The organism is Streptomyces lincolnensis (genome assembly GCF_021173675.1).
GTDB lineage: Bacteria > Actinomycetota > Actinomycetes > Streptomycetales > Streptomycetaceae > Streptomyces > Streptomyces lincolnensis_B.
Genome location: NZ_JAIHON010000008.1, coordinates 246,119 through 257,820, shown reverse-complemented (window position 1 = coordinate 257,820; position 11,702 = coordinate 246,119). Strand labels below are relative to the sequence as shown.

Here is an 11,702-nt window from a genome sequence, read left to right as displayed (position 1 = left end):
CCCGTCAGCTGTGCGGACCGGACCCGGTTCGCCCGTCCCCCGCCCCTGGTCATGGTGGTTCCTGTGCGGATGTGTGCGGAGAGTGCGTGAGGGCCTTGTGATATACCGCGCGCCTCGCTGTGATGGCTCTCTCCACAGCTGACGCATCTGCCATGAACAAGGCAAACTGGCGGGGTGGCTCAGTGACCTAGGGGGACGACGGTGATGGACGGTGTACCGCGCGTGCCGAAGCAGTGGCGTCCCGGCTCCGAGGAGGAGGCGGTGACCGCGCTGCTGCGCTTCGGCGTGCTCGGACCCGTACGCGCCTGGCGCGGCGAGGAGGCACTGAGCACCGGCTCCCCCCAGCAACGCGCCCTGCTCGCCGCCCTGCTGCTGCGCGAGGGCCGCACGGCGACCGCGGGCGAGCTGATCGACGCCCTGTGGGGCGAGGATCCGCCCTCGCAGGCGCTGGCGGCGGTGCGCACGTACGCGTCCCGGCTGCGCAAGGTGCTGGACCCCGGGGTCCTGGTGAGCGAGTCCGGCGGGTACGCGATCCGCGGGCTGCCCGAGGGCGCCCTGGACCTGGCCGTCGCCCAGGACCTGGCGACCGAGGCGGAGAAGGCGAAGAACGCCGGGGACCTGTGCCACGCCCGGGACGTCCTCGGCCGGGCCCTGGCCCTGTGGGACGGCGAGGTGCTGGCCGGGGTGCCGGGCCCGTACGCGGAGGCCCAGCGGGTCCGCCTGGAGGAGTGGCGCCTGCAACTCCTCGAAACCCGCCTGGACATGGACCTGGAACAGGGCTGCCACGCGGAGGCGATCAGCGAACTCACCGCCCTGACGGCCGCGCACCCCCTGCGTGAGCGCCTGCGCGAACTCCTGATGCTCGCCCTGTACCGCAGCGGCCGCCAGGCCGAGGCCCTGGCCGTCTACGCGGACACCCGCCGCCTCCTCGCCGACGAACTGGGCGTGGACCCGCGGCCCGGGCTCCGCGAACTCCAGCGCCGCATCCTCCAGGCCGACCCGGCCCTCGCGGAGCCGTCGGCCCCGCTGGCCGAGCCCGCGCCCGTCGCCGTCCGCCCGGCCCAGCTCCCCGCCACCGTTCCGGACTTCACCGGCCGCGCCGCCTTCGTCTCCGAGCTGGGCGAGGTGCTGGCCTCCGCGGAGGGCCGCGTGATGGCGGTGTCGGCGCTGGCGGGCATCGGAGGCGTCGGCAAGACCACGCTCGCGGTGCACGTGGCTCACCAGGCCCGGACCGCCTTCCCGGACGGCCAGCTCTACGTCGACCTCCAGGGCGCCGGAGCCCGCTCGGCCGAACCGGAGACGGTCCTCGGCTCCTTCCTGCGGGCGCTGGGCACCGCCGACTCGGCGATCCCCGACTCGCTGGAGGAACGGGCGGCGCTGTACCGCTCGGTCCTGGACGGCCGCCGGGTGCTGGTACTGCTGGACAACGCGCGGGACGCCGCCCAGGTCCGGCCGCTGCTGCCCGGCACCGAGGGCTGCGCGGCCCTGATCACCTCCCGGGTCCGGATGGTCGACCTCGCCGGAGCCCACCTGGTCGACCTCGACGTGATGTCCCCCGAGGAGGCCCTCTCCCTGTTCACCAAGATCGTCGGCGAGGAGCGGGTCGGCTCCGAGCGGGACGCCGCGCTGGACGTGGTGGCGGCCTGCGGCTTCCTGCCCCTCGCCATCCGCATCGCCGCCTCCCGGCTCGCCGCCCGCCGCACCTGGACGGTGTCGGTGCTCGCCGCCAAGCTGGCCGACGAGCGCCGCCGCCTGGACGAGCTCCAGGCCGGCGACCTCGCCGTCAAGGCCACCTTCGAGCTCGGCTACGGCCAGCTGGAGCCCGCCCAGGCCCGCGCCTTCCGCCTCCTTGGCCTGGCCGACGGCCCCGACATCTCCCTGGCCGCCGCCGCGGCGGTGCTCGACCTGCCCGTGGAGGACACCGAGGACCTGCTGGAGGCCCTCGTCGACACGTCCCTGCTGGAATCGGCGGCTCCCGGCCGCTACCGCTACCACGATCTGGTGCGGCTCTACGCGCGTGCGTGCGCCGAGCGGGACGAGTGGCCGCCGAGCGAGCGGCACGCGGCGATGTCCCGGCTGCTGGACTTCTACCTGGCCACGGCGGCCGGCGTGTACGTCCTGGAGCGCCCCGGCGACCGGCTCGTCGACCACCTGGCCACCCCCGAGTACCCGGGCCTGGCCTTCGCCGACCGGCACCGGGCACAGGACTGGCTGTACGCGGAGGCGGTGTCCCTGCTGGCCTGCGTCCGCCAGTGCGCGGGCACGGACCTGCTCCGGCGGGCCGTGGACGTGCTGTGGGCCGCCGTGGACCTGGCCGAGTCGGGCACCAACTCCAAGGCGTACGAGCAGGTCGCCTCGGCACTGCGCGAGGCGGCCCGGGAGGCCGGGGACCGGCGCGCGGAGGCACGGGCGCTGATCACCCTGGCCTACGCCCACAGCGTCACCGGCCGCTTCGACCTGGCCGACGAGGAGGCCGCCCGGGCCCGGGAGCTGACCGCCGGCTCGCACGACCCGCTGGCGAGCTGCTGGTCGTCCAACATCCTCGGCGTGATCGCGCTCTACCAGAGCCGCCACGACGACGGCGAGGCCCATCTCGCCCGCGCCATCGAGGGCTTCCGGTCCTGCGACGACCGCCCCGGCGAGGCGAGCGCCCTGTGCAACCTCTCCCGCATCCACCTGGCCACCGGCCGCACCGAGAGCGCGGTGGCCCTGGCCCGGCAGGGCACTCAGATGTACGACGCCATGGGGCACGCCCTCAAGGGCGCCAACGGCCGCTACGCCCTCGGGCTCGCCCTCACCCAGCACGGCGCGCTCCCGGAGGCGGCGGCCCGGCTCCAGGAGGCGCTGACGGTGTTCCAGGACAGCCGGCAGCGGCTGTGGGAGGGCATGTCCCTGTTCCGGCTCGCGGAGGTCGACCTCGCCGCCCGGCGCCCGGCCCAGGCCGCGTCGAACGCCGAGACGGCGCTGACCGTGCTGCGCGGCATCGGGGGCGACTGGCGGCGGGCCAACGTCCTCGTCGTCCTCGGCCACGCGCTCAGCGGCATCGGGCAGGTCGGCCGCTCACAGGTCTGCTGGCAGGACGCGCTGGAGGTGTTCGAGGCACTGGGCGCCCCCGAGGCCGACACGGTCCGCTCCCTGCTCAACCCGCTCGCGGTGGCCTGAGAGCACGACGCCGAAACGGCCGCCCGGACAGGCGTTCATCGTTCGTTTATCGCCGCCCGGCACTCTCGGTCCTGTCGTTCCGTCGCGTCGGGGGGCATGCGGGGCGACCTGGGCCGTTGCACTACGGTGAACGGTCCTACGCCTGTCCGGCGGCCCTCGGGGGAGTCGCCGGGCGGGCGGTCATCTGCAGGGCACCGAACTGTCAGGGGAGGCAGTCAACATGAGCGACGACAACAGCACCGGCACCGACAACATCCACGCCACGGGCACCGAGGACGAGACCGCCGTCGGCACGGAGAACATCCACGCCACGAGCGAGCCGGTCACGGCGAACCCGCTGAAGGCGGACGAGAACACCGAGGTGGGCACGGAGAACATCCACGCCACGGACAATCCCGCCTGACGAGCCACCTCGAAGACGGGGACCGGCCGCGGCGGCGCGGAGGGGGAGCCGCCGCGGCCGAGGTGACGCACTGTGGGGCCGGGTCGGGGGACCCGGCCCCACAGTCGTGTCCGGCCCCGGGTCTCAACCCACCTCGCGCAACTCCCCCTTCACCACCTTCCCGCTAGCGTTCCGCGGCAGCTCCCCCACGAACTCCACCGCCCTCGGCACCTTGTAGTTGGCCATCTCCCGGCGCGCCCAGGCGATCAGGTCGTCGCCGGACAGCACGGCTCCCGGGCGGCGGACGACGTACGCCTTGCCGACCTCGCCGAGACGCGGGTCCGGGACGCCGATGACGGCGACGTCGGCCACGTCCGGGTGGAGGCCGAGGAGTTGCTCGATCTCGGCGGGGTAGGCGTTGAAGCCGCCGACGATGAACATGTCCTTGATCCGGTCGGTGATGCGGAGGTTGCCGTAGGAGTCGAGGACGCCTACGTCGCCGGTGCGGAGCCAGCCGTCCGTGGACAGGACCTCGGCGGTGCCGGCCGGGTCGTCGTAGTAGCCGCGCATGACGTTGAAGCCGCGGACCAGGACCTCGCCGGGCTCGCCGGGCGGTGCCTCGACGCGGACCTCGGTGCCGGGGATCGCGCGGCCGGAGGTCGAGGCGATCACCGGCAGGGGGTCTTCGCGCCGGCACATCGTCACGATGCCGCTCGCCTCCGAGAGGCCGTACGCGGTCAGGACCGTCTCCACGCCCAGTTCGCCCCGCAGGCGTTCGACCAGCCGCAACGGCACCACCGCCGCACCGGTCACGACGAGCCGCAGGGCGGAGAGGTCGTAGGAGTCGCGCGCCGGGTGGTCAAGGAGCGACTGGTGGAGGGTCGGCGGGCCCGGCAGGACGGAGACGCGTTCCGCGGCGATGTTCGCCAGGGCCGTGCCGACGTTGAACACCGGCTGCGGGATCATCGTCGCGCCGCGCATCAGGCAGGCGAGCACCCCGGCCTTGTAGCCGAAGGTGTGGAAGAAGGGGTTCACGACGAGGTAGCGGTCGCCCTGCCTGAGGCCCGCCAGGTCGCACCAGACGCCGTACGCCCGCAGGGTCTGCGCGTGGGTGATGACCGCGCCCTTGGGGCGGCCCGTCGTACCGGAGGTGTAGACGATGTCCGAGGGCGTCTCCGGGTGTATCTCCGACGCCCGGGCCCGTACCTCGGCCGTCTCCACCCCGTCCCCGCCCGCCAGGAAGTCCTTCCAGGTGCGGTAGTCGGCCGGGGCGTCGTCCGACAGCACCACCACCTGCTCCAGGTCCGGCAGCCCCGGCCCCCGCGCGACCGCGCGGCGCAGCGAGGCCACGTACGAGGTGCCGAGGAAGGTGCCGGTCACGAACAGCAGCCGCGCCCCGCTGCGCCGCAGCACGTCCGCCGCCTCGGCGCCCTTGAAGCGGGTGTTGAGCGGGACGAGCACCGCGCCCGCCGAGACCGCGCCGAGCGCGGCCACGATCCAGTCCAGCGAGTTCGGCGCCCAGATCGCGACCCGGTCGCCGGGCTCGACACCGCTCGCCATGCACGCGGCGGCCGACCGCTCGATACGGGTGCCGAGTTCGGCGTACGTGATCCGGGTACGGCCCTCCACCACCGCCTCGACGTCCGGATAGTGCTCGGCCGCCGACCGGACGAGTCCCGGAATGCTGCCCCACTGAACGTCTCCGCGCACGGCACGCCTCCCAACCCCGGAGCTGACTACCCGTCAGATTAGCTGTACCCTGACGACCTGTCAGCAGCCCTTCGGCAGTGTGGAGGTGTGCGCATGGCCGGACTCAAGGACGCCACCGCGATCGTCGGCATCGGCCAGACCCCGTTCGCCAAGCACCTCCCCGAGGACGAGAAGACCCTCGCCTGCCGGGCCGTCCTCGCCGCCCTCGACGACGCCGGGATCGCCCCCTCGGAGGTCGACGCGCTCGCCTCCTTCACGATGGAGGAGACCGACGAGGTCGAACTCGCCAAGGCCGTCGGCCTCGGCGACCTCACCTTCTTCAGCAAGGCCGGTTACGGCGGCGGCGGTTCCTGCGCCACCGTCGCCCACCTCGCCACCGCCATCGCGGCCGGACAGGCGACGGTGGGGGTGGCCTGGCGGTCCCGCAAGCGCGGCTCCGGACCCCGCCCCTGGACCGACACCACCGTCCAACTGCCCACCCCCGCCCAGTGGACCCGCCCCTTCGGGCTGCTCAGGCCCGTGGACGAGATAGCCATGCTCACCCGCCGCTACCTCCACGAGCACGGCGCCACCCGCGACCACCTCTTCAACGTCGCCCTGGCCTGCCGCAACCGCGCCAACCAGAACCCCGCCGCGATCATGTACGACCGCCCGCTGACCCGCGAGATGTACATGACCTCCCGCTGGATCAGCGAGCCCCTCTGCCTCTTCGACAACTGCCTCGAATCGGACGGGGCGTTGGCGTGCGTGGTCGTAGGGAGGGAACGCGCGAGGGACTGCCGCCACCGGCCCGTCTACGTCCACTCCGCCGCCCAGGGGCTGCCCGCCCAGCACCACGGCATGGTCAACTACTGGAACGACGACCCGCTCACCGGCCCCGCCTGGACCGCCGCCCGGCACCTGTGGAAGCACGCCGACCTCACCCCCGAGGACATCGACGTCGCCCAGATCTACGACGCGTTCACCGCGCTCGTCCCCCTCTCCCTGGAGGGCTACGGCTTCTGCGGGAGGGGAGAGGGAGGGGCGTTCACCGAGGGGGGCGCCCTGGAGATCGGCGGCCGGCTGCCGATCAACACCGGGGGCGGCGGGCTCAGCGAGGCGTACGTGCACGGCTTCAACCTCCTCACCGAGGGCGTGAAGCAACTCCGCGGCACCAGCACCGCCCAGGTCCCGGGGGCCGCTTCCTGTCTGGTCACCGCCGGGGAAGGGGTCCCCACCTCGGCCCTGCTGCTGAGGAGCCCCTGATGCTGAACCCGGTCGTGGACACCGACGGCGCCCCCTTCTGGGAGTACGCCGCCCGGGGCGAGCTGCGCGTCCAGGCGTGCGCCGACTGCGGCGAACTCCGCTTCCCGCCCCGCCCGTGCTGCCCGCACTGCCAGTCCTTCGCGAGCGAGTGGCGCCCGGTGTCGGGGCGCGGGCGGATCTGGTCCTACGTCGTCCCCCATCCGCCCCTGCTGCCCGGGTACGCGGAGCAGGCGCCGTACAACGTGGTCGTGGTCGAGCTGGCCGAGGCGCCGCGGATCCGGCTGGTGGGCAACCTGGTCCGCGAGGCGGGAGCACCGCTGAACTCCCTTCCCGCGGACCGGATCCGGATCGGCGCCGGAGTGCGGGTGGTCTTCGGTCCGGACGGGCTGCCCCAGTGGGTCCTGGAGCGGCCGTGAGCGCCGTGCGCCTGGACACCGACAAGGACACCGGGGTCGCGGTCGTCACCCTCGACCGGCCGGAGCGGCTCAACGCGATCGACCTGGCGACGGTGGAGGAACTCAGGGCGGTGTGGCGGGAGGTGCGGTTCGACGCGTCCGTGCGGGCCGTGGTGCTCACCGGGGCCGGGGAGCGCGCCTTCTGCACCGGGATCGACCGGGACGCGGCGGTGCCGCAGCCGGAGTCGCCGTACATGGCGGACGATCCGCTGCTGCGCGTCGGGCCGAAGTCCAACGACCTGTGGAAACCGGTGATCGCGGCCGTGCGCGGAATGGCCTGCGGCGGGGCCTTCTATCTGCTCGGCGAGAGCGACTTCCTGGTGGCGGACACCACCGCGGAGTTCTTCGACCCGCACACCACGTACGGCATGGTCAGCGCCTACGAGTCGGTCCTCATGGCCCAGCTGATGCCCCACGGGGAGGCGGCCCGCACGGCACTGACGGGAACGGCCGAACGGCTGTCCGCGCACCGGGCGCACGCCGTCGGGCTGGTCACCGAACTCACCGAGCCGGGCGGCGCGTTGGCGGCCGCGACGGCGGTGGCCGCGGTGATCGCCGGGCATCCGACGGAGGCGGTGCAGGGCACCGTGCGCGCACTGTGGGCGGCGAAGGAGGCCGCTCTCACCCAGGGGTTCGCGCAGGCGCCACATCTCGTCGCGCTGGGCAATCTGCCCGGCGAGCGGCAGGCCGAACTCTTCCGGGCCCGACAGCGCACGTACAGATTGCGTTAGCAATTTAGATGTCCTGTACAGGCGTATGCTCGGCTCATGGTTGAACATCGCATGGTCGACGTGAACGGCATCCGGCTGCACATCGCGGAGCAGGGCGAGGGCCCCCTCGTGGTGCTCCTGCACGGCTTCCCCGAGTCCTGGCACTCCTGGCGCCACCAGTTCGCGCCGCTGGCCGCCGCCGGGTTCCGGGTGGTCGCGCCCGACCAGCGCGGGTACGGCCGCAGCGACCGTCCCGAGGACGTGAGCGCGTACAGCATCCTCCACCTGGTCGGTGACGTGATCGGCCTGATCCACGCGCTCGGCGAGGAGCGGGCGTTCGTCGTCGGGCACGACTGGGGCGCCCCGGTGGCCTGGCACACCGCGCTGCTGCGGCCCGACGTGGTGCGCGGGGTGGCGGGGCTGAGCGTGCCGCCGCCGTTCCGCGGGGAGCGGCCGCCGCTCCAGGCCATGCGGGAGCGGTTCGACGGGCACTTTTACTGGAACTACTTCAACCTGCCGGGCGCGGCCGACGCCGAGTTCGGCAAGGACACCCGCACCACGCTGCGCAAGCTCCTCTACGGCGCCTCGGGCGACTCCCCCACGGCCGGCCGCTACGAGCAGGCCCTCGTCGCCGACCTGGAGCGCGGCTGGCTCGCGGACAGCCCGGACCCCGAGACGCTGCCCGACTGGCTCACCGAGCAGGACCTCGACGAGCTCACCGACAGCTTCGCCCGGGGCTTCACCGGCGCCCTCAACTGGTACCGCAACCTCGACCGCAACTGGGAGCTCACCGCCCCCTGGCACGGCGCCGTCGTCAGCCCGCCCGCCCTCTACATGTACGGCGACCGCGACCTGGTCCCGGCCTTCCCGGGCACGCCCGAACTCATCGCCGCGCTCCCCCGCTCGATGCCCAACCTGGTCCGCGACCCGATCGTCCTGCCGGGCTGCGGCCACTGGACCCAGCAGGAGAGGCCGGCCGAGGTGAACGCGGCGCTGGTGGAGTTCCTGACCGGGCTGCGCGGCTGACCGCCGGCGCACGAGCGCTCAGCTCATGAGGTCGGCCTCCGGGTCGGCCTCGCAGCGGGCGACCGACGTCACGAGCTGCTTGCCGAGCTCCACCCGGGTCTTCGCGGTGCCGTCGGCGGGGACGCGGACGGTGACGGAGCTGCCGTAGAAGAGCATGCCGCCCTTGTCGTCGTAGAAGGTGACCGCGGCCTGGAACTCGGCCGCCCGGTTGTTCGGGTTCGTGATCTCGACCGTCGCGTAGGGACGCGTCTCGGTCGCGCAGCTGACCAGCCGGGCCGTCCCGTCCCTCAGCGCCCTGCTGCTGCCGGTGCCGGTACCGCCAGAGGTGCTGCTGGAGTTCGAGCCGTTGTACGAGCCGTTGTACGACGAGGAACCGTTGTGGTTCTGGCTGGAGCTGCTGCATCCGCCCCCGCCGCCGTCGCCGCCGCTCCCGCTCTTGTGGCCGTGGCCGCGGCCCGTCGAGAAGCCGGTCAGCGCCAGCCCCATCATCGCGACGACCGCCGTCAGCCTGAGTGCACGCCGTGCACGCCCCCGTGTCCGCATGTGATCACTGTAGCGACGCCCGCGGCGCCCGCCTCACGCGGTACGGGCCGTTCCGGTTCCCTTCTCCGCGTCCAGGGCGTACACGCAGCGGTCCTTGCTGCACGCGTACACGACCCCGTCCCTGACGACCGGGGAGCCGGTGATCTCGCCGCCGGTGGCCAGCTTCCAGCGCAGGCGGCCGTCGTCGGCCTTGAGGGTGTACAGCAGGTGGTCGGTGGAGCCGAAGTGGATCCGGCCCTCCGCGACGGCGGGGGCGCCCACGATGTCCCCGCCGGCCTGGAAGCGCCACTTGGGAGTGCCGGTGACGGCGTCGAGCGTGTAGAGGCCCTTGCCGCTGCCGACGTGGACGTGGCCCGCGGCCACCAGGACCGGGTCGACCGAGGAACGCGCCTCGGTGGCGATACGCCAGCGGTCGCGGCCGTCGGTGGCGTCGAGGGCGTAGACCGTGCCCAGGTAGTCGGCGAGGTAGATGCCGCCGCCGGTGACGGCCGGGCCCGGTACGAAGGTCGGCGGGCACAGGAAGACCGCCGGGGCCTCGAAGTGCCAGCGGACCCGGCCGGTCGCCACGTCCAGGGCGAGGACCCGGGTGCCGGCGGAGACGTACACATAGCCGTCCTGCGCGGGGGCCACCCGGACCGGTACGCCGCCGCAGGAGGCCGCGTCGCCGATCGGGTACGACCAGCGCTCCTCGCCGGTGCGGGCGTCCAGGGCGCGCAGCCGGGCGTCCTGCCAGGCGTAGACCGTGCCCGCGTGCAGGGTCGGGCCCGCCTCGGGGGACTCGAAGTCGGTCTGGCAGCCGGCGATCTCCCACAGCTTCTGTCCGTTGGACGCCTCCCAGCCCTGTACGCCGCCGCCGCGGGTGCCGGTGATCACGGTCCCCCGGTCGGCCTTCAGGGAGTACACCCAGGCGTCGGTGTTCAGCCGCCACAGGTCGGCGCCCTCCCGGGCCTCCAGGGCGAAGAGGGTGGGTCCGTCGGAGGCGTGGATCCGGCCGTCCGCGACCGCCATCGACCAGGCCACGTCCCGTGTCTTGAAGCGGCGGCGGCCGGTGGCCACGTCCAGGGCGTGCACCTCGAAGGAGGTGACGTAGACCAGGTCGTCGGCGACCGAGGGGGTGCCCCAGACGTCGTTCGACATGCGGAAGCGCCAGGGCCGCCAGCCGCTCGCCGTCTCCGGCGGCAGCGCGGGGGCCGCGGGTACGGCGGGGCCCACGGCGGGGTCGGTGCCGTTGACGCCGGGGCGGGGCTTGGACCAGGAGGCGACCAGGCCGGCCTCCGGCGGGGGCGCCTTCACGGCGGCGGCGCGGGCGTCGGCGACGCGCGGACCGGGTCCGATGGGCACCTGGGCGCCCGCCAGGCGCACCGGGCCGGTGTCGGGGCCGCCGGCGGGCACGGGCGCCACGGCGGACGGCGCCGGGCCCGGGACGACGGGGTCGTGGGACGGCGGGGGCGGCACGGGAGCGACCCGGCCACCGGCGCTGCGGCCGCCGCTCTGCACCGGTTTCGCGGGCCGGCCGCCGCGCCGCGACTCGATCAGGCTCACCGCCCGCTCGGGCAGCCACGCGGACGCCGTACCGCTGTCGTCGGAGCCGGAGCCGTAGAGGTGGGGGGCCAGCTGGGCCTGGAGGTCGGCCGGGTTGGGGCGGCCGGTGGCCTCCATCTGCATGAGGGACTCGATCAGCGGACGCAGCTCGTCCGGGAGTCCTTCGAGGTCGGGGCCCTCGCGCAGCAGCATGAAGACCGTCTCGACCGGGTTGGCGCCGTGGAAGGGCGGGTGGCCGGTGGCGGCGAAGACCAGCATGGAGCCGAGCGAGAACACGTCGCTCGCGCCGGTGACGCTGCGGGAGTCCTTCGCCTGCTCGGGGGACATGTAGGCGGGGGTGCCGACGGCGACGTTCGTCATGGTCAGACGTGTGTTCGATACGCCGGAGGCGATACCGAAGTCGATCACCCGCGGGCCGTCCTCGACCACCAGGACGTTGGACGGCTTGAGGTCGCGGTGGACGAGACCGGCGCCGTGGATGGACTGGAGGGCCTCCGCCACGCCGGCCGCCAGCCAGCGCACCGCCTGGGCCGGGAGCGGCCCGCACTCGTTCACTATCTCTTCGAGCGAGGGGGCCGGGACGTACGCGGTGGCCAGCCACGGCACGGCGGCGCGGGGATCGGCGTCGACCACGGCCGCCGTGTAGAAGCCGGAGACCGCCCGGGCGGCCTCCACCTCACGGGTGAAGCGGACCCGGAAGAGCTGGTCCTCGGCGAGTTCCGTACGGACGGTCTTGATCGCCACCCGACGGCCGGACGCCGAGCGCGCGAGATAGACCAGCCCCATGCCACCGGCACCCAGCCGTCCCAGCACCTCGAACGGTCCGATCCGCCGCGGATCGTGCTGTGTCAGCTGATCCACCACTGCCTGCCACCTCCCCGTACGCGCCGCCTCACACCCACGTATGTACACGACCGCGTGCAGCGT

At 73.6% G+C, this 11,702-nt stretch carries 9 protein-coding genes; 6 read left to right on the top strand and 3 right to left on the bottom strand.

The window, feature by feature from the left end; translation table 11 throughout:
- The first annotated feature begins 204 nt into the window (after nt 1-204).
- Both K4B79_RS24950 and K4B79_RS24945 read left to right on the top strand, forming a co-directional pair.
- On the top strand, nt 205-3,162 hold the full coding sequence (locus tag K4B79_RS24950; RefSeq protein ID WP_232029130.1) for an AfsR/SARP family transcriptional regulator: 2,958 nt from the start codon (nt 205-207) through the stop codon (nt 3,160-3,162).
- A 220-nt stretch (nt 3,163-3,382) separates the two neighbouring features.
- A complete protein-coding gene (locus K4B79_RS24945; RefSeq protein ID WP_232029129.1) occupies nt 3,383-3,565 on the top strand; it encodes a hypothetical protein in 183 nt (60 codons plus the stop codon).
- A 123-nt stretch (nt 3,566-3,688) separates the two neighbouring features.
- Here the strand turns inward: K4B79_RS24945 and K4B79_RS24940 are convergent, their stop codons facing one another.
- Nucleotides 3,689-5,254 carry a FadD3 family acyl-CoA ligase gene (locus tag K4B79_RS24940; protein ID WP_232029128.1) on the bottom strand — a complete coding sequence of 522 codons (1,566 nt, stop codon included), beginning with the start codon at nt 5,252-5,254 and terminating at the stop codon, nt 3,689-3,691.
- 93 nt (nt 5,255-5,347) lie between these two features.
- Here K4B79_RS24940 and K4B79_RS24935 point away from each other — a divergent pair, with 93 nt between their 5' ends.
- The 4 genes from K4B79_RS24935 to K4B79_RS24920 are packed head-to-tail and all read left to right on the top strand — an operon-like array spanning nt 5,348 to nt 8,690.
- Nucleotides 5,348-6,499: a lipid-transfer protein gene (locus tag K4B79_RS24935; protein ID WP_232029127.1), complete on the top strand. Its 1,152-nt coding sequence runs from the start codon at nt 5,348-5,350 to the stop codon at nt 6,497-6,499.
- Nucleotides 6,499-6,915 carry a Zn-ribbon domain-containing OB-fold protein gene (locus tag K4B79_RS24930; protein WP_232029126.1) on the top strand — a complete coding sequence of 139 codons (417 nt, stop codon included), beginning with the start codon at nt 6,499-6,501 and terminating at the stop codon, nt 6,913-6,915. Before K4B79_RS24935 ends, K4B79_RS24930 begins: the two co-directional genes overlap by 1 nt.
- Entirely contained in the window at nt 6,912-7,685 is a 774-nt protein-coding gene (locus K4B79_RS24925; RefSeq protein ID WP_232029125.1) for an enoyl-CoA hydratase/isomerase family protein, read from the top strand. Before K4B79_RS24930 ends, K4B79_RS24925 begins: the two co-directional genes overlap by 4 nt.
- A gap of 36 nt (nt 7,686-7,721) precedes the next feature.
- Nucleotides 7,722-8,690 carry an alpha/beta fold hydrolase gene (locus K4B79_RS24920; RefSeq protein ID WP_232029124.1) on the top strand — a complete coding sequence of 323 codons (969 nt, stop codon included), beginning with the start codon at nt 7,722-7,724 and terminating at the stop codon, nt 8,688-8,690.
- Nucleotides 8,691-8,708: 18 nt separating this feature from the next.
- On the opposite strand, the gene K4B79_RS24915 is transcribed toward K4B79_RS24920, so the two are convergent.
- Nucleotides 8,709-9,233 (bottom strand): hypothetical protein, encoded by a 525-nt coding sequence (locus K4B79_RS24915; protein WP_232029123.1) that lies wholly within the window; start codon nt 9,231-9,233, stop codon nt 8,709-8,711.
- Nucleotides 9,234-9,266: 33 nt separating this feature from the next.
- The gene (locus K4B79_RS24910; RefSeq protein ID WP_232029122.1) at nt 9,267-11,639 is read right to left on the bottom strand and encodes an outer membrane protein assembly factor BamB family protein; all 2,373 of its coding nucleotides are present in this window, start codon (nt 11,637-11,639) and stop codon (nt 9,267-9,269) included.
- Nucleotides 11,640-11,702 lie beyond the last annotated feature (63 nt).